The organism is Amycolatopsis sp. Poz14 (assembly GCF_006704225.1).
In the GTDB taxonomy this organism is placed as follows: domain Bacteria; phylum Actinomycetota; class Actinomycetes; order Mycobacteriales; family Pseudonocardiaceae; genus Amycolatopsis; species Amycolatopsis nivea.
In genome coordinates, this window is sequence record NZ_JACLHD010000001.1 from 4,961,108 (window position 1) to 4,979,636 (window position 18,529).

General features: G+C 71.9%; 15 protein-coding genes. 13 read left to right on the forward strand and 2 right to left on the reverse strand.

Annotated elements, in window-relative coordinates; translation table 11 throughout:
• Nucleotides 1–116: 116 nt before the first annotated feature.
• Nucleotides 117–881, reverse strand: a complete 765-nt coding sequence (locus tag FKO37_RS23540) for a right-handed parallel beta-helix repeat-containing protein (protein WP_037811342.1) — start codon at nt 879–881, stop codon at nt 117–119.
• Between the two features lie 153 nt (nt 882–1,034).
• Here FKO37_RS23540 and FKO37_RS23545 point away from each other — a divergent pair, with 153 nt between their 5' ends.
• From FKO37_RS23545 to ribA, 4 genes are all read left to right on the forward strand, one after another.
• Entirely contained in the window at nt 1,035–2,816 is a 1,782-nt protein-coding gene (locus FKO37_RS23545; protein ID WP_238605766.1) for a serine/threonine-protein kinase, read from the forward strand.
• The gene (locus FKO37_RS23550) at nt 2,813–3,637 is read left to right on the forward strand and encodes a hypothetical protein (protein ID WP_051728843.1); all 825 of its coding nucleotides are present in this window, start codon (nt 2,813–2,815) and stop codon (nt 3,635–3,637) included. The genes FKO37_RS23545 and FKO37_RS23550 overlap by 4 nt, the downstream gene beginning before the upstream one ends.
• 88 nt (nt 3,638–3,725) lie before the next feature.
• Nucleotides 3,726–4,472 carry an FHA domain-containing protein gene (locus FKO37_RS23555; protein ID WP_238605767.1) on the forward strand — a complete coding sequence of 249 codons (747 nt, stop codon included), beginning with the start codon at nt 3,726–3,728 and terminating at the stop codon, nt 4,470–4,472.
• Between the two features lie 482 nt (nt 4,473–4,954).
• Entirely contained in the window at nt 4,955–5,590 is a 636-nt protein-coding gene (ribA, locus tag FKO37_RS23560; RefSeq protein WP_134661786.1) for a GTP cyclohydrolase II, read from the forward strand.
• Here ribA and FKO37_RS23565 read toward each other — a convergent pair.
• Nucleotides 5,574–8,663, reverse strand: coding sequence for a discoidin domain-containing protein (locus FKO37_RS23565; RefSeq protein ID WP_238605768.1), 3,090 nt, complete (start codon nt 8,661–8,663; stop codon nt 5,574–5,576). The two genes, ribA and FKO37_RS23565, sit on opposite strands and share 17 nt — an antisense overlap.
• A gap of 186 nt (nt 8,664–8,849) precedes the next feature.
• On the opposite strand from FKO37_RS23565, the gene FKO37_RS23570 reads away from it, so the two are divergent.
• The 9 genes from FKO37_RS23570 (at nt 8,850) to FKO37_RS23610 (ending at nt 18,523) form a co-directional block, all read left to right on the forward strand.
• Entirely contained in the window at nt 8,850–9,614 is a 765-nt protein-coding gene (locus tag FKO37_RS23570) for a sulfite exporter TauE/SafE family protein (protein ID WP_238605769.1), read from the forward strand.
• 54 nt (nt 9,615–9,668) lie between these two features.
• Complete coding sequence (locus tag FKO37_RS23575) at nt 9,669–10,229, forward strand: hypothetical protein (RefSeq protein ID WP_238605770.1); 561 nt, start codon at nt 9,669–9,671, stop codon at nt 10,227–10,229.
• Between the two features lie 165 nt (nt 10,230–10,394).
• Nucleotides 10,395–12,647 carry a xanthine dehydrogenase family protein molybdopterin-binding subunit gene (locus FKO37_RS23580; protein ID WP_238605771.1) on the forward strand — a complete coding sequence of 751 codons (2,253 nt, stop codon included), beginning with the start codon at nt 10,395–10,397 and terminating at the stop codon, nt 12,645–12,647.
• A gap of 1 nt (nt 12,648) precedes the next feature.
• A complete protein-coding gene (locus FKO37_RS23585; protein WP_037811353.1) occupies nt 12,649–13,116 on the forward strand; it encodes a (2Fe-2S)-binding protein in 468 nt (155 codons plus the stop codon).
• Nucleotides 13,113–13,928, forward strand: coding sequence for a xanthine dehydrogenase family protein subunit M (locus FKO37_RS23590; protein WP_238605772.1), 816 nt, complete (start codon nt 13,113–13,115; stop codon nt 13,926–13,928). The genes FKO37_RS23585 and FKO37_RS23590 overlap by 4 nt, the downstream gene beginning before the upstream one ends.
• A gap of 128 nt (nt 13,929–14,056) precedes the next feature.
• Entirely contained in the window at nt 14,057–14,743 is a 687-nt protein-coding gene (locus FKO37_RS23595) for a flavin reductase family protein (RefSeq protein WP_238605773.1), read from the forward strand.
• A gap of 372 nt (nt 14,744–15,115) precedes the next feature.
• A complete protein-coding gene (locus FKO37_RS23600; protein ID WP_238605774.1) occupies nt 15,116–15,967 on the forward strand; it encodes an ESX secretion-associated protein EspG in 852 nt (283 codons plus the stop codon).
• 49 nt (nt 15,968–16,016) lie between these two features.
• Nucleotides 16,017–16,451: a hypothetical protein gene (locus tag FKO37_RS23605; protein ID WP_134661780.1), complete on the forward strand. Its 435-nt coding sequence runs from the start codon at nt 16,017–16,019 to the stop codon at nt 16,449–16,451.
• An 11-nt stretch (nt 16,452–16,462) separates the two neighbouring features.
• The gene (locus FKO37_RS23610; RefSeq protein WP_238605775.1) at nt 16,463–18,523 is read left to right on the forward strand and encodes a hypothetical protein; all 2,061 of its coding nucleotides are present in this window, start codon (nt 16,463–16,465) and stop codon (nt 18,521–18,523) included.
• Nucleotides 18,524–18,529 lie beyond the last annotated feature (6 nt).

An 18,529-nucleotide genomic window follows, 5' to 3' on the forward strand; every position in this document is an offset into this window, starting at 1 on the left:
ACCCGCTCCGTGCCCTGGTGAATCGGGTCACCCCCGATTCACCCGACTGCCCGAACTCCGCGCGGAATCCGGCGGTTCCGGTCACGGTGCGCGGTCGGCCGGACCGTCCACAAAGGTCACGGAGCGCAAGCGGGCTCCGGTCCGGTGTAGCCCTCCCGTGACGAATCGTCGATGCCGACCTCGCACGGGATCGACGGGTCCACGCGGTTGCCTTCGACGTGGGCTCCGGTGGAGTGGATGGCCAAGCCGATCGCGTGGTCCGGGCCCGCCGCGAAGGTGTTGCCGGTGATAGCGGCCTGCTGTACGTCCTCGAACATCAGCGTCTGCGAAGCCACGAGCGTTTCGCAGAAATTGTCCTTGATCAGGAAATCCGTGGTGTGGCCTTTTCCGTCGCCTTCGCCGTCGTTCGGGCCCTCCGCCATCAGGCACATGTTGTCGATTTTCTCGCAGCGGTTTCCTTCGATCCGGACGTGATTGCTCGGCGGGCTGTCGCTGGAGAAGGTCTGCATGCAGTCGGCGTGCGCGCCGTCGCGGTTCGAGGTCTGGCTGATCGTGTTGTGCTCGATGGCGATGTAGTCGCCGAAGAACCGGATGCCGTCACCGTCTCCGCCGTGCGGGGCGGTGATTCTGGTGTTCTTCAGCGTCACGTGGTCGCCGCGGATTTCCACGCCGGGCGCGGACGGTCTTTCGAGGGTGAATCCGTCGACGACGACCCAGTCGGCGTCGACGTCGATGCCGGGGACGGATCTCCCGCCGCCGGAATAGACGCGCGGGTGGTCCGGCGTGCCGCCTGCGGTGATGTGCAGCCGGGAACCGGCGTGCGCGGACGGGGCGAAAGCCGCGGCCAGCACCGCGGTGACGGCCAGGACGAGGGTGCGCATGGGTCTCCTCTTCTTCGCTCGGACGGGGGACGCGGCGAAGATAGGGCCGGACGGCGGGAGGGGTCCCCGGGCCGCTTCCGGCGAACGCGCGTGATGCAGTATCGTTACTGCGAGTTACCTCACAGGGGTCGGACCACGCCGAGGGGAGCGTCGGTGCACGGGGACCAGCTCATCGCGGACCGGTACCGGCTGCTGGAGCGCGTCGGCAGCGGCGGCATGGGCGTCGTCTGGCGGGCGCGCGACGACCGGCTCGGCCGGGAGGTGGCGCTCAAGCAGGCCCGGCTGTCCGACGTGGTGAGCGGGCGGACGCTGCGCCGCGAGGCCCGGCTGGCGGCCGGGGTGCTGCACCCGAACGTGGTCACCTTCTTCGACGTCGCCGCCGACGGGGACGAGCTGTGGCTGGTGATGGAGTACGTCCCGGCGCGCAGCCTCGCGGAAATCCTCGCCGCGGAAGGAAGACTGCCTGCGCGCACGGTCGCCGAGATCGGCGTGCAGATCGCGGCGGCGCTCGGCGCGGTGCACGCGCACGGCATCGTGCACCGCGACGTCAAGCCGGGCAACGTCCTGATCGCCGCCGACGGCCGCGCGAAGCTCACCGATTTCGGCATCTCCCGTTCGGTCCGCACGGACGAGACGGTCACCGATTCGCCGCTCATCGGCGGCACGCCGGACTACCTCGCCCCGGAGGTCGCGCAAGGGCATCCGCCCACCGCGGACTCGGACATTTTTTCCTTGGGGGCAACGCTTTTCGCCGCCGTCGAGGGCGCGCCGCCGTTCTCCGGCGGCAACGAGTACGCCACCATCCGCCGGGTCGCCGAGGGCGCGGTCCCGCGGGCGCGGCACGCGGACGGTCTCGCGCCGGCGCTGGAACTGCTGATGCGGCGCGACCCCGCCGAACGCCCGACCGCGGTGTCGGCGGGGGAACTGCTCGCGGAGGGAATCGACGCGCTGCCGGTCGACGTGCCGAAACGGCGGCGCACCCGGCGCGGACTGCTGCTCGCCGGAGTGGCGGCCGCGGCGGTCGCGGTCGTGGTCGCCACGTATTTCGTGACGCGCCCGGCCAAGACCGAGGCGACTCCGCCTGCGGCGCAGCCGAAGCTCGGAATCGGTCCCGACCCGCGGGCCGCCGACCCGTGCCGGCTGGTCGATCCCGCGCCGCTGAAGCCGTTCGGCGATCCGGAAGTGGTTCCCGACTACGGGAACTTCAACCGCTGCGACGTGCTCCTGCATCACGGCGACCGCGAAGCGGACGTCCTGGTGGAGCTGGAGGACCCGCCGGGTTCCGCGATCGAGGGCGCGCAGTCGAAGTCCGGGCCGTTCGCGGTTTTCGCCGCGTCGTCGCCGGACCAGTGCGAGCGGACGATTCAGCTGCAGGACCGGTTCGCGGTGAAGGTGACGGCCAAGCAGAACGACGGGTACAACCTCGACCTCTGCCGGGCCGCCGACACCGCGGTCGCTTCGGCGACGAAAGCCATGGCCGCGGCTGGGGTTCCGCCGCGCGCGACGGCGTTCCCGGCGGGTTCGCTGGCGTACATGGACGCGTGCTCGCTCCTGGACTCGATCGGGATCTCCGCCACGGCCGGGGTCGAGGCGCCAGTCCGGATCGAGCGCGGCTTCGGCGGCTGGTGGTGCGACTGGAAGAGCCCGGCGAGCGACCGCTCGGTCACCGTCATGTTCGACCGGGACCAGCCGCCGGACAGCACGACCGGCCAGCTTGTGCAGGTCGGCGGGCACGACGCGTATCTCAAGACCGACGAGTTCGCGACGGACACCTGCCAGGCGGTCCTCGTCTACCGTTCCTACACCGACGCGCACGGGGACCCGAGGGTGGAACGCCTTCGGGTCGTGGTGCACGGAAAACCGCCCTCGGAGCGGCTGTGCGCGCCAGTGTCCACATTGGCCGGTTCGCTGGCCGGAAAGCTGCCGAAGACATGACCGCGTTTCCCGGCGGCCCGCCGGAAGAGCTGGGCCCGGACCACGGCAGCCTCGCGCACGGCGTCCCGCCCTCGCCGCCGGGCACGATCTTCGCGCTCGCGGTGACCGGCGGCGTGCGGATGCCGCCGCGCGACGGCAGGCAGGTGCTGTTCGGGCGCAACCGCGACGACGTGCACGTGTGCGTCGGCGAGGACGACCGGAAGGTCAGCCGGCAGCAGGGGTTCCTGGTGCGCCGCCGGGATTGCTGGTGGATCCACAACACCGGGAAGCTGCCGATCCGGCTGCCCGGTTCGCGGCTGCTGTTCCCCGAGGAGGAACCGGTGCCGCTGGCCGAGGGCTACACCGCGGCGTTCGTGCGCGGTTCGGCCGGGCGCGAGCACCTGCTGGAGGTGTACGTCGCGGGCGCGGACGGGCGCCGCCCGGATTCGCGGCCGCAGGACGTCACCGAACCGCCGCGGATGTGGCGGCTGACGCCGGACGAACGGCTCGTCCTCGTCTCGCTCGCGCAGCGGTATCTGCTGCAGGACCAGTACCCGCAGCCGCTCGCGTGGCGGCAGGTCGCGGCGCAGCTGTCCGAGCTCAAACCGGAAGGACGCTGGAGCGGCAAGCGCGTCGAGCACCTCGTCGGCGCCGTGCGCGCCCGGCTGGCCCGCGCCGGGGTGGCCGGGCTGACCAGGGAAGAGGTCGGCGAACCGGTCGGGAACGCGCTCAACGACAACCTCATCAAGGAACTCCTGCTGTCGACGTCGCTGGTCCCGCCGGACCTGGCTTTGCTCGAACCCGGCGACGATCCGGGAGGGGTCCCGGCCCCGCCTGCTTGACTCGCGGTGCGCGGCGGATCCGGCCCCGCGCCCCCGGCGGGCCGTCGCGGCCGACCGGGGTCCGGCAGCGGCTCCGCAGGGGGTGTCCGTGGCAGGGGAGGCGATGCGGACGCTGCCCGCGGGACACCCGAGCCTCGCGCTCGGGTTCGCGTCGCCGCCGGGCACGCTGGTGGTGCTGGGACGCGCGGGGGGAGTCCTGGTGCCGCCGGCGGCGCGGGGGCCGGTCACGTTCGGGCGGAACACCGCCGAGGTGACGGTTCCGCTCGGCGAGGACGACCGCCGGGTCAGCCGCCGCCACGGCGTGCTGGAGCGGCACGCGGGCCGGTGGTGGGTGCGAGCGACCGGCAAGGTGCCGCTGCGGCTGCCGCGGTCGCGGCTGGTGTTCGCCGGGGCCGCGCCGGTTCCGCTGCCGCCCGGCTATCTCCCGGTGTACGCGCGCGGTTCGGGGGACCGCGAGCACGTGCTGGAGATCCGGATCGCCGACGGGACGCCGTCGCCGCTCCCGGCCGGGCGGCTGCGGCCGGACGAACGGCTCGTGCTCGCGATGGTGGCGCGCGCGTTCCTGCGGCGGGAGGAACGGCCGCGCCCGGTGCCGGTTCGGCTGGCCGCGAGCCGGTTGTCCGCGCTGGATCCGGACGGCGGGTGGACCGCGGAAGCGGTGGCGGGGGTGCTGGATTCGGTGCGGTTCCGGTTCCGGCCGGGCTCGCCGGACGAGGATCTGGTGGCGGCGCTCGTTTCGGCGGCGGTGCTGGTGCCGCCGGACCTGGCGTTGCTGTCGCCCGAGCTGCCGCCGGTGGGGGAGGAAGGGTGGATGCCGTCCACGTGGGGGAGTTAGCCGGTCGTCCGGCCCGGTCGAGCGGAGTACGCTTGCCGCGGCCGCGATCCCGGTGCGGCCCAGACGGGCGATCGGGCGCCGGACACCGGGAGTTTCCGCCGCCCGCGCCCGTACCAGGCGTTGTCGCTCCCGAATGGGCGGGGGAGCCGCAGAGGTCCGTGAGGGGAACCCTCACGGAATCAGATTCCGTGAGGGTTCCCCTCACGGGCAGCTCGGTCGGAGTGCGGGCGGGGCAGGTTCGCGGAGGCGATGCCTGCGAAGCGATGCGGATCATCGGCCGTCGGCGCTGCCCTCGCCGCTGAGAAACCTCATCGGGCGGAAGCCAGCCATCCGGGGAACGAGCTGCGCGGGACCGGCGGCGAACAATTCCCGGCGTCCGGCCATGCCCGCGAGCCGACGTGACCTTGGCCGCAGTCCGGGACCGCGTTTCTGTCGGTGGTTCTGAGTAGGGTCGGAGTCACCGAGGGGAGAGGAGTTGCCCGATGACGACAGTCCCGCAGGTGCGCACGCGAGTACGGATCCCGTTGCGGTTCGGCGAAGGGCCCGCGGTCGAGTCCGAGGCGGTCACGTTCACCGGGCTGTCCGACGGGCTCGAGCATCTTGCCTTCGTGCTGGGGAAACCCGGCCCGGTGCCGTTGGTGCGCCTGCATTCGGAATGCCTCACCGGAGACGTCTTCGGATCCGCGCGCTGCGATTGCGGCCCGCAGCTGGCGGAGTCGGTCGCGCGGATTTCCGAGGCGGGCGGGTACCTGCTCTACTTGCGCCAGGAGGGTCGCGGAATCGGGCTGTACAACAAGCTCGACGCGTACGCGCTGCAGGATTCCGGTCTGGACACCTACGCGGCGAATTCCGCGCTCGGCCTGCCGGAAGACGCCCGCGACTACACCGCGGCCGCGCAAATGCTCAGCCTGTTCGGCGTTCAGCAGCTCGATCTGCTGTCGAACAACCCGGACAAGGCGGCTCAGCTGGCGCGGCACGGCATCGACGTGCGCGAACGGGTCCGCACCGGCGTTTTCGCGAACGAGAACAACGTCCGGTACCTGCGCGCGAAAGCCGAGCAGACCGGGCACACGCTCGCGTTGCCGTTCGAGGACTGGCCGGCTAGTTCGGCGGTGTGAGGGCGGAGATCCGGGTGAGGCCGGCGTCGCCGCGTCGCCAGTCGAGGGTGCGGAGGGCCAGGTAGCGCACAGGCTGGGCGAGCGCGACGGAGGCGGTGCGTTTTCGGTCGGGGCGGGCAGCTTCGGCGTAGGTGAGGCCGTCGGTGCTGGTCTCGATCATGGTGGCGGGCACGCGTCCTGCGGTCCAGGCGAGTTCGACGGTCGCGATCTGAAGCGGTGCGCCTAGGTCCACCACCATCCGGCCGCCAGGGCCGGGTTGCCAGGCTGTCGCCGGGTTGTCGTCGACGGCGGCGTCTGGGCTGGTCATCCCGGGCGGCAGCGGTTCGGCAGGGAAGGTCACGGCCCCGAGTGCGCGGTCGTTCAGCGGGTACGGCCGGATCTCGGCGAAGACGACCGGCACGGTGCGGCGCGGCGGCAGCGTGACGATGCGCGGACGGCCGCCGGTCGGAGTCACGGTCACGACTGCCGGGAGCAGTCCGGGCGGCGCGGTCAGGTCGACTCGGCTGGCGTCGTGCACTACCGCGGTCAGGCCGGGCGGGACGGCGCTGCCGGACCTGCCGCGCACGGTGAATCGGGGCGGTTCGATCCGGCCTTCGGCGGGGGCCAGTTCGTAGCTGAACGAGCTGCCGGACGCGGTGACCTTTTGCGTGCCTCGGTACAGGAGCAAGGCGGTGCGATCCTGGGGCAGGGAAGCGGTTCCGGTCGCGATGCGGTCGGAAAGGTTGGCCAGCACCAGGAAATCGTCCGTGACGCTCGCGTGGACTCCGGAGGCGGTGGCGCGAGCGCGCCGGGCGAGCTTCGGCAGGTCCGCGCGTCCGGGGTACAGCTCGGCCAGCAGCGGCGCGGGCGCACCGGCGGACAGCGTGACGTGGTCGTTCGTGACGGTGAGCGGATTCGGGCTGGTGACGACGATTCCGGCCCGGCCGTCGATGTCGAGCCAGCCGCCGGTGCTGTGCAGCGCGGGCTTCGGATAGGTCGCGACGGAGGTCCAGGCGACGCCGTCGGGCGATGTTTCGATCCGGTACTTCCGCCCGGCTGCGGCCTCCCAGCTCAGCCGGACCCGGTCAACCCGTTGTGCCGCACCGAGATCGACGGCAAGCCAGCTGTCCGCGCGCGGTCGGTCCGATGTGGACACTGCCCAACGCGTGGCGGAATTGCCGTCGGTGGCGTACTTCGCCTCCTTGCCCGGCGCGGCCGACGACGCGGACGCGGTTCCGGCCAGGGCGAGATCAGGGCCGTCGCCGTTGTGGACTTCGAATGACCAGAGCGAGTAGCCGTACTGCGGATCCGGCTGCACGCCGAGCATCCGCACATGGCGCGCGATCACCGGTGGGAAGGTCAGGTCGTCGGTGCGCGCGCCGGTCGGCCCGGACTGTGCGGCGAGCGTCACCGAGCCCTCGGCGGCGGTGTAGGTGCGGTCGCCGTCGAGGCCGGGAACGCCTGGCATGGCTAGGTTGTAGACGTTGAGCACGCCTTCGTCCGACGTGACGCCGGTGCTGGCGTAGACCGCGGCACCGGTGGGGAGCGTGGCGAAGGCGGCGTACCCGGTGTCGAACCGCAGCACGCCGAAAGTGCCGTCAAATCCGTCGCGGACTTTGCGGTACGTCGTGGCGTGGCGTTCGCGCACGGCGATGTTCGTGGCGGGCAGCAGCATCGGGTTGGCGCCGCCGAGGACGAAGAGCCAGTCGTCGTGGTTCGGCTGCCAGGCGAATTTCACGAAGCCGGGTTTGGTGACGGTCGCGGCCCACGCGGCGGGGGAGCGCTGCGCCAGGAGACCCGGCCCGGTCCCGAAGTCGGCGGCGCGAGCGGCGTGGGCGTCGAATTCGTCCTTGCGTACCGCGTTGACCGGGCCGCCGTGCCCGGCGCGCCATTCGTGCAGCAGGTAGCTGATGGCGAGTTCGGCGCGGGCCTCCGGTTCGTACTTGGGTTCGCCGGAGAACTTCGTGATCCGGTCGACCGGTGGGTACGCCTGGTACGGCTCCAGCCGCGCGGCGAGCTGGGCCTCGGCGTAGGCGGCGTGCCGGTCGCCGAGGACTTGCGCGCGGAAGGCCAGCGGGATGACGTCCCGGCCGTAGAGGTGTTCGCGGTCGGCGACCATCGGCATCAGCGGTTCGCCCGCGTCGCTGGTCATCAGGAGCATGGTGCGCCACAGCAGTTCGCCGTTCGGCTGCGAGGTGAGCACCTCGGGCAGCGGGACTCCGGCAGTGAGGAAGTGCATCGCGTTGCGGCCGGACGTGCGCCAGAGTTCTTCCTGGTAGTGCGGGCCGAACGAGCCGTGGTTCTCGACGAGGAACGTGTCGTACAGGTTGGTCGCGGTGTTGGCGCTGACCGGCTTTCCGTCGACGAGCCGGGGGTTCGCCAGATCCGCCGCGGGCAGGCCGCCTTCGTTGCGGCTCCAAGAACCGAAAGCCGCGCGCCATTCGGGGGCGCGCGGATCGTCCGGCGCCCAGGCGAGCGCGGGGGCGAGCGACTGCGCGTAGACGCCCATCTCTTCCAGCTTGGTGTCGCCGACGTAGCCGCCGCGCAGGCCGTTGGGCGTCCAGTCGCCGGAGGCGGGGTCGTTGCCGGTGCCGAGGCCGGCCGTGTAGGCGGCCTGTTCGGTGGCGATGCGTTCGACGTTCCGTTGCGTCGCCGCGTCCAGCTCTGTCCACAAGAGACGGGCGGCGAGCTGGAAGTAGGACTGGAAGGTGGTGTCGAAGAACAGTTTCCGGCCCCACTCGGTCCCGCCGGTGAGCCGGTTCGAGGCGGCGAAGTGCTTGATAGTGGCGAGGGTGTGCGCGCGGAGGGTTTCGCGGTCGACTCCGGCGACGGCGGCGTCGTAGCCGTCGCGGGTCAGCAGGAGCGCGTTGCCGAGGACGACCGCGAAGGTGAAGTCGCGAGCCGGGTAGATCCCGGCGGCGCGGTCGAACTGCTGCTCGGCCCAGCGGGTGTGCCGGAGCAGGACCCGCAGGTAGGTCGCGGCGACGGGATCCGGAGCGGGCCGGGCCGCCGCTCGCGCTGTTCCCGAGGCCAGGAGGACCGCGGCTCCGGCGCCCGCGAAACCGAGCGCCTGCCGCCGGGTGAACCCGTCCATCCCGCGTCCTCCCGAACCGTTGACAACCTTGTCAGCGCGGATTCTCTGCGGCGGCCGGGCGACCGGGCAACCCTCCCGGCCGATCCCGTCCGGTTTCGGACAATGTCGTATAACGCCCTATACGTTGCGCCGATGAGCTTCGGCCCGGCTGGCGGGCGTCCGGGAGCGGCATGTTGAGATGACAACGTGATCACTGGCCCCGGCGGATTCCTGCTCCTCGTGCTGGCCGGGGTCGGGGCCGGGCTGACCGGCGCGACCGCGGGCCTGGCGTCGCTGGTGTCGTACCCGGCACTGCTCGCCGCCGGACTGCCGCCGGTCGTCGCCAACATGACCAACACCGTCGCGATGCTGGGCACGACCGCCGGGGCGGCGGTCGGCGCGCGTCCGGAGTTGAAGGGGCAAGGCCGACGGCTGCTGCCGTTGTGCCTGATCACCACGGCAGGCGGGGCATGCGGCGGGCTGGTGCTGCTGGTCAGCTCGCCGGACGCGTTCACCGTCGTCGTGCCGTGGCTGATCGGCGGCGCTTCGGTCGTGCTGATGGCCGGTCCGCGGCTGCGACGCATGGCCGAGCACAGCGAGCACCGGGGAATCGGCCCGCTCACCGGGATCGCCGCGTTCCTGGTCGGGGTGTACGGCGGCTATTTCGGAGCCGCGGCCGGGGTGCTGATGCTCGCGCTGCTGACGACGGTGTGGAGCCAGTCGCTGGCCCGCACGAACGCGGCGAAGAACATCGCGACCGGCACCGCGAACCTGATCGCCGCGCTGGTGTTCGCCTTCACCGGAAAGGTCTTCTGGCCCGCGGCGATCGCGGTGTGCCTCGGCTCGGTCGCGGGCTCGTGGCTGGGCTCGATCCTGGTGCGCTACCTGCCCGCGACGCCGCTGCGCATCGCGATCGGACTGGGCGGGCTTTCTTTGGCGGTGGTGCTGGGTTGGCAGGCTTGCTCGGGCTGAGCAACAGACGGATGTCTGGCCGCTACTGCGGGGACAAGACGGAGGGGCGCCGAAATGACTCAGCCAACCGAGGTTGACTACGTCCCCGCCGCCAGAGCACTCCGGCTGCTCCAGCGCGCACACGATCGGTGGCGGGAAGATCTCGCTGCGTTCGACGGCAAACGTTTCGAGGACGGGCTGACCCGCGAGGAGGCGGGACTTCTCCTGCACGGCGGAGCCGTGGAGGCGCTCGTTCGGGTGCGGGGCCTGTCCGATTGGTGCGACACCATGCCGGGCTACAGCGCTCGGCATATGGCCGGGTCCCGCTATGCGGTGAACCGGTCGATCCGCCAGCTGGTCGATTTCACGGAGGTGGCTGGTGCGATGCGCTTCCCGTTGCGGCCTGGCAAGAGCGGCATCTTCACCACGTTCGCAGAGGTCCGTTGGGCCGGGGAGCAGTTCCTGCCTCCTGAGGACAGTGAACTGCGCGGCCAGCTCCCGCTGCGCAGAGCCTGTTTGGAGCACCTCGCCGGTCAGAACATCGCGGGCACGCTGAAGTCGCTCCGGACCTGGTTCGAGGAGCGACTCCCAGCGGGGGACCCACGGTCGCGGAAGCCGCCTGCCGCGCCCCGGTGATCACCGAACCGCCTCAGCCGCCGACCCGATCCGATCCGTGCGCTATCTTCCGCCACGCCGCCGCAGACTCTCCCGCACCGCGGTTTCGGCGTGGCAGATCCGTTCGGGCTGACGCGGGGCGGCACATGCGGGCATAGTCGGCGGGGTACCCGAGCAGGAGGACAGATGAGCATTGTCGGCACCCGGGTGGTGCGCGTCGAAGACGAGAAGCTGATCACCGCGGGCGGAACGTACGTCGACGACCTCAAGGAAGAAGCGCTGGACGGCGCCGTGCACGCGGTCTTCGTGCGCAGCCCGATCGCGCACGCGCGGATCGTCGGCATCGACGTCGAGGAAGCACGCACCGCGCCGGGCGTGGTCGGGGTCTACACCGCGGCCGATCTCGATCTCGGACCGGGCAAGGCCGGGCCCGTCGCCGAGCCGTACCTGGCGAAAGACGTCGTGCGGTACGTCGGCGAGGCGGTCGCGCTGGTGCTCACCGAGGAGCGGTACCAGCTCGCCGACGCCGCCGAACTGGTCGATGTGGACTACGACCCGCTGGACGCGGTCGCGGACTTCGACACCGCGCTCGCCGACGAGACGCTGGTGTTCCCGGACCACGGCACCAACGTGGTCCACACGAACGGCCCGGAGGAGTTCGACGATTCGGTGTTCGAGGGCTGCGAAGTCGTCGTCACCGAGGAAATCCTCAACCAGCGCGTGGCCCCGGCCCCGGTCGAGCCGCGCGGGGCGGCGGTCGCGTGGGGCGAGGACGGGCGGGTCACGCTGTGGCTGTCCACGCAGAACGCGCAGATCGGCCGGAGCATGGTGGCCGGCGGGCTCGGCATCGGCGAGGACCTGGTGCGCGTGATCACGCCGGACGTCGGCGGCGGGTTCGGCGCGAAGATCGGCGCGGATCCGGAAGCGGTGCTGCTCGCCTGGGCGGCGAAGCAGGCCGGACGCGCGGTGCGGTGGGCCGAATCGCGCAGCGAGAACCTCACCTCGATGACGCACGGCCGCGCGCAGCGCAACACCGTCACCATCGGCGGCAAACGCGACGGAACCGTGCTGGCGTACCGGCTCGACGTCCTCCAGGACACCGGTGCGTACCCGCGGGCGCTGTTCCTGCCGACGCTCACCGAGATGATGGCCCCGGGCGTCTACCGGTTCCCGGTCGTGCAGACGCGCAGCCGCGGCGTGGTCACCACGACCACGCCGATCGCGGCCTACCGCGGCGCGGGCCGTCCGGAAGCGACGGCTGCGGTCGAGCGCGCGATCGACCTGTTCGCCGCGGAAATCGGCATGGACCCGGCCGACGTCCGGCGGGTCAACTTCATCCGGCCCGAGGAATTCCCTTACCAGACACCGACTGGCGGCTCCTACGACACCGGCGAGTACGCCGCGGCGCTCGACAAGGTGCTCGACGCGGCGGGATACGCGCAGCTGCGCGAAGAACAGCGGAAGCGCCGGGCCGCCGGGGATCCGGTGGCGCTGGGGCTCGGCATCGCCGCGTACGTGGAGATCACCGGCGGCGACGCGTCGGGCGAGAGCGGCCGGGTCGACGTGCACCCGGACGGTTCGGTCACCGCGTGGACCGGCAGTTCCCCGCACGGGCAGGGGCTCGGGACGTCGCTGGGGATGCTGCTGTCGGACCAGCTGGGCGTGCCGCTGGACAAGATCACCGTCCGGCACGGCGACACCGACGAGGTCCCGCGCGCGATCGGCACGTTCGGTTCGCGGTCGCTGCAGCTCGGCGGTTCGGCGATCCGGCAGGCGGCCGAGGAGGTCGTGGCGCAGGCCCGCCAGGTCGCGGCCGAACTGCTCGAAGCCGCGCCGGACGACCTGGAGCTGGACGCCGAACGCGGCGTGTGGCAGGTCCGCGGCGCGCCGTCCAGCACGACGCTCGACTGGGCCCGCGTCGCCGCCGAGGCCGACGGGTTCACCGCGGACGTCTGGTTCGGCGACGGCGCGCCGACGTTCCCGTTCGGCGCGCACCTCGCGGTCGTCGAGGTCGACACCGAGACCGGCAAGGTCGAGGTCCGCCGGCTGGTCGCGCTCGACGACGCGGGCCCGATCGTGAACCCGCTGACCTTCCGCGGCCAGCGGCACGGCGGGCTCGGCCAGGGCATCGCGCAGGCGCTGCTCGAGGTGATGAGCTACGACGCGGACGGCAACCCGACGACGGCGACGCTGGCCGACTACTCGTTCGTCACCGCGCCCGAGCTGCCCGATTTCGAACTGGTGGACATGGAGACGCCGACGACCCGGAACCTGCTGGGGGTCAAGGGGATCGGCGAGGCGGCGACCATCGGGTCGACGCCCGCGGTGCACAACGCGGTGGTGGACGCGCTCGCCCACCTCGGCGTGGCGCACCTGGACATGCCGACCACCCCGCTGCGGGTGTGGACGGCCCTGAACGACGCTAGGAAGGCGAACTGACGTGCGGGTCTCGATCGAGGTGAACGGGAAGACGGTCGAGCAGGAGGTGCCGGACCGCACCCTGCTCGTGCACTACCTGCGGGACACCGCGGGGCTCACCGGCACGAACATCGGCTGCGACACCACGTCCTGCGGGGCGTGCACGGTGCTGCTCGACGGCGAATCGGTGAAGTCCTGCACGGTGCTGGCCGCGCAGGCGGACGGGCACGAAGTGACCACTGTGGAGGGTCTCGCCGGGGACGAGGGGCTGCACCCGGTGCAGCGCGCGTTCCGCGAGCAGCACGGCCTGCAGTGCGGGTTCTGCACGCCCGGCATGATGATGGCGACGGTGTCGCTGCTGAAGGAAAACCCGAAGCCGACGCGCGACGAGGCCCGCGCGGCGCTGGAGGGCAACCTCTGCCGCTGCACCGGCTACCACAACATCGTGAGCGCCGTGATCGACGCGTCCGGACAGGAGGTGGCGCAGTGATCCCGGCCGGGTTCGTCTACCGGCGCGCGTCCACTGTGGACGAGGCGCTCGCGCTGCTCGCCGAGCACGGCGAGGACGCGAAACTGCTCGCGGGCGGGCATTCGCTGCTGCCGCTGATGAAACTCCGGTTCGCCGCGCCGGAGGTCGTGGTGGACATCGCGCCGCTGCGGGAGCTGAAGTTCGTCCGGACCGACGGCGACGAGGTGGTGATCGGGGCGCTGTCCCGGTACCACGATCTCGAGCACGACCCGGTGCTCGCCGAGCACGCGCCGCTGATCGCGCACGTGTCCGGTTCGGTCGGCGACCCGCAGGTGCGCCATCGCGGGACGATCGGCGGGTCGCTGGTGCACGCCGACTCGGCGGCCGACCTGCCCGCGGCGGTGCTCGCGGCGGACGGCACGCTCGTCGCGCGCGGACCGCGGGGGGAGCGGCGGATCCCGGCCGCGGAGTTCTTCCTCGGGCCGTTCACCACGCCGCTGGAGCCGGACGAACTGCTCACCGAGATCCGGCTGCCGAGCCAGGCCGGACTCGGCTGGGGCTTCGAGAAGTTCACCCGCCGGGCCATCGACTGGGCGATCGTCGGCGTCGCGGTCGCCGGGCGTTCGGTCGGCCTGATCAACATGGGCGGCATGCCGCTGCGGGCGTCGGCGACCGAACGCGCGCTGGCCGACGGGGCGACCGCGGCGGAGGCGGCGAAACTGGCCGCGGAGGACACCTCGCCGCCGGACGAACCGCACGCCACGGCCGAGTACCGCCGGCACCTCGCGCGAGTCCTCACCGGCCGCGCTCTCGCTGCCGCCGGAATCGCCTGACCCGTCCGTGAAGGACTCCTTGGGGGAATCTGATTCCCCCAAGGAGTCCTTCACGGCTTTCCGTGCCGGGAAAGCGACGGCTGATTTCCGCCAGCGACGGACCGGCGGCGGTGGCCAGACTGGGCGCTGTGAACACGACTTTTCCCGCGCACACAGCGATCGAGCCCGGCATCCTCTACTTCGGCACCCCGGTGGTGCTGCTCTCGACGTCCAATGAGGACGGTTCGGCCAACCTGGCCCCGATGTCGTCGGCGTTCTGGCTCGGCTGGCGCGCGATGCTCGGCCTCGGCGCCCGCTCGAAGACCACGCTCAACCTCCTGCGCACGCGCGAATGCGTGCTGAACCTGCCGTCCTCGGCGATGGCCGCCGCGGTGGACCGGCTGGCGCTGACCACCGGGTCCGATCCGGTGCCGCCGCGCAAGGAAGAGCGCGGCTACTTCCACGTCGCGGACAAGTTCGGCCGCGCCGGGCTCACGCCGGTGCCGTCCGAGACCGTCGCGCCGCCGCGGGTCGCCGAGTGCCCGGTCGCGATGGAAGCGGTGCTGGAATCCGTGCACCCGTTCGCCGAGGACGACGAGGCGCAGCGCGGCGGCATCGTCGGGCTGGAAGTGCGCGTGCAGCGGGTGTTCGTGCACGACGACATCCGGACGCCGGGCACGGACGACCACGTCGACCCGGACGCGTGGCGGCCGCTGATCATGAGCTTCCAGAAGCTGTACGGGCTGGGGCCGCAGGTGCACGAGTCGACGCTCGCGCAGATCCCGGAGCGGATGTACCGCTCGCCGGACATCGAACGGGCGCGCGGAGTCTCCTGACCCCGTGTCCACTGTGGAGCGACGACCCGGCGAAACGAGGGCGAAGAACAGGCGAACAACTCGGTAAAACCGGGCACCGCAAGGGGCCGCCGCGATCCGCGGCGGCCTTTTGTCAGCTTTCTCGCATCAAGGAATTTCCGCCGCTTCCGGGTCGCGCGTCAAGCGGCGCGCGCGGCGAAACCGCAGGTCGTGTCTCTTCGGACATGGCCCTCGGTACATTGGGGCAGCCGTCCCCGTGGTGATCACCGCCCCCTGCCGGACTGATAGTCTTTCCCCATTGCGAATCCCAGGCACGGCAACGCAATTCGGCGTCACTCGCAAGGGTGCCGGAGCGGCCGTGCCCGACCCGGCTGTGGGAAGGATGCCCTCGGGATGGCGGACAGGTTCGAGTTCGTTCTCGACGTCGTCGAAGCTTTGGTGATCGGGGAGGCGACCGGCGGGAACATCCGCCAGTTCCCGCTGCGGATCGGTACCGTGCCCGCGGAACCGGACCGGTACGTCCAGGTCGCGAAGGTGGTCAACGACGCGATCGAGGCGCGCAGGCTCTCCAGCGGAGACGAGCTGAGCCCCTACGTGCGCACCGCCTTCGACCTGCTCGCGAAGCCGCGGGTGTCGGTCGCGGTCAGCGGGATCGACGGGCTCGGCGCGGACATCGCGGTGGTCGCGCTCACCGACGGCAGGCAGGCGCTCGGGATCACCCAGGACCCGAAGACCGACGAGCTGCTGTTCTCCCTCTTCGACGACGAGGAGCTCGTCGAGGTGATCGCCGGCGTGCTGCCCCAGGCGCGCCCGGCGAGCACCGGCGCGCACACGATCCGCCAGGCGGCCTCGCAGGAGGTCTCCGCGATGACCGCGCGCCGGCGGGCCGAGGCGGCCGAGGACGAGGAAGAGACCGACGCGTTCGGGATGATCGAGGTCAGCGGGCGCGTGCAGCCGCGCCGCCCGGACCCGCGGGTCTCTCGCGCCGCCCCCGGCGGGGTCGAGGTGCTCGAACGCGTGCTGGCGCAGCCGCGGCTCGGCGGCGGGCACATCGCGGTGAGCGGCTGGGGCCGGCACGGCGAGCGGCGCGGCGGCGCCCCGATCGGGTGGCTCGACACCGCCGACGGCCGCTACCTGATCAAGTCGGCCGTCAGCGAGGCGGGCGACCTGACCGCGGAGTACGTGCCCGCCGGGAGCCGCGAGCTCAAGCGCGCCGTGCAGCAGGCGGTTTCCGAGGTTTACTGATCATTCCCCCTTGCAAGCGGCGACAGTTCACGAGGAGAACGAGGTCCCGATGACCGACGAGGCACCGATGGCGATGGAAGCGAGGACGGCCCCCGTGGCCCCGGTGGGCTTCTCGCTGCCCGCGCGCCAGCTGAAGACGCTGGCCGAGCGCGGATCGTTCGCGGTGGACGACAGCACCGGCGACAAGATGATCGCCGCGCTCCAGGGCGTGCTCGACGCGCTCGAGGCGCACGTGCACCTGATCGAGAAGATCGCCGGGGTGCCGGCGATGTCGAAGAGCCCGGCCGGGATGTTCGTCAGCAAGCACATGGCCGAGACCGCGCGCGACCAGCAGGGCCTGGTCACCCAGCTGCAGGCGGCGCACCGGGAGTTCCCGACCTACGTCGAGGCGATCAAGCTCGCGAAGAAGAACTACAAGGAGCGGGAGCACAGCTCGCGGGAGGCCTTCGAGCGCATCCACCGCACCGCCGAGGAACAGGGCTGAAGGGGAGACCAGTGGCCGACAAGAAAGCACCGACCGCCGAGTCCGTCTCCGATCCGTCCTCGACGGACTACGACCCGGGCAACACCGCGCTCTACAACCCGACGCTGGACCCGTCGTCGAAGTACTACATCGGCCCGGTCCGCCCGGACGACGTGGCCTCGGGCGACCAGCTGCGCGAGGACGCGACGACCAAGATCGACGCCATTTTCAACGGCTGGCTGCTGCCGAACGTCCAGGGCAAGGCGCGCGACCAGCTGATCCAGGCGATGTACCAGCGGAACCTGGAAGAATCGAAGAAACATCTCGGCAAAGACCTCGAGATGCGCGATCCGGGCGCCGCGCCGAGCACCGACTGGAAGAACGCGACGCACGAGCAGATGATCCAGGCCATCACCACGGACGCGGACCCGGCCGCGGTGGCCGAGTCGTCGGAGGCGTGGGTGAGCCTCGGCAACGAACTGGCGACGCACCAGAAGAACCTCGGCGACGCGATCAACGCGAGCACCTCGAACTGGAAGGGCGACGCGGGCGACGCGGCGCGCGTGCACCTCGCCAACGTGGGCAAGTGGCTCGGCACCACCGCGCAGGGCGCGACGCTCACCGGGCGCCAGCAGGAGGTGCACTCGCAGGCGCTCAACGAGACGCAGAAGGCGATGAACGCCAACCCGCCGGTGCAGTTCTCGGCGCAGGACGCGAACAAAGTCCTGATGACGATCAAGGACCCGACCGCGTACGTCCTGGCCTACTCCTCGGCGATGAAGACCTTCACCGACCAGCAGGCCGCCCGCGAGCAGGCCGCGCAGATCATGACGCGGTACGACCAGACCATCGGCGGCGCGGTGGCGACGCCGCGGTTCGCCGAACCGCCGAAGCTGCCCGCCGAGACGGAGCGGTTCCGGCCCACGATCCAGGGCACCCCGATGAAGCCCGGCGGGGGCGCGGGCGCTCCGGGCGGGGTGCGGGTCGGCCCGGACGGCCGCCCGATCGGCCCCGACGGCAACCCGATCGGCCCGCCCGGGACCACGGTCGGCCCGAACGGGCAGCTCATCGGACCGGACGGGCGCCCGCTGGGTCCCGACGGCAAGCCGATCGGCCCGGCGGGCACCACAGTGGGCCCGAACGGGCAGCCGATCGGTCCCGACGGACGGCCGATCGGACCGGACGGCAAGCCGTACGGCGGCGGAAGCGGCGGCCCGGGCAGCGTCACCGGCGGACCCGGCGGGCAGCAGCCCGAGCACAGGTTCGACCCGGCGTCGCTGAAGATCCCGGAGGGCGGCCCCGGCGGCGGAAGCCCGGGCGGCGGCGGCCCCGGCGGGTCGTTCCCGCCGATCCCGGGTTCGGGCGACCCCGGTTCGACGAAGGCGCAGGGCTTCACCCCGCCGAACATCCCGCCCATCCCGGGCGGCGGCGGGCCCGGCGGCTCGACCTTCACTCCGCCGAACATCCCGCCGATCCCCGGCGGCGGCAACCCGGGCGGCGGCCCGGCCTTCACCCAGCCGCCCATCCCGACCATTCCGACCGTGCCGACCGGCAAGGACGGCGACCCGTACAAGTCGAACCCGTACAAGCCGCAGCCGTTCAAGCCCTCGATCCCCGAGGGACCCGGCGGGATCAAGCCGTTCAACCCCGGCAAGATCGGCCCGGACGGCAAACCGCTGTTCCCGGGCGGCGGCACCGGGCCGAGCGGGGAGAAGCTCGGCGGCATCGGCAAGGTCGGCGGCGTCAACGGCGAGAGCATCAGCAGCAGGCTCGGCGGCGGCGCGGGCGGACTCGGCGGCGCGAAGGGCGGCCCGGGCTCCGGAGGCGCGTTCAGCGGGGCGGGCGGTTCCGGCCCGGCCGAGGAGGGCGTCGCCGGGCGCGGCGGTTCCGGTTCGGGAGCCGCGGGCGGCAAGGGCGCGGCCGGCGCTCCCGGCATGGGAGCCATGGGCGGCGGCAAGGGCGGCAAGGGCCCGGAGGACAAGGAACACAAGGTCGCGAGCTTCGTCGAGGCGGACGACCCGTCGTTCTTCGCACCCGACGAGGTCGTCGCCCCGCCGGTGATCGGCGACTGGAAGAACAAGGACTGGAAGTGAGGCGGT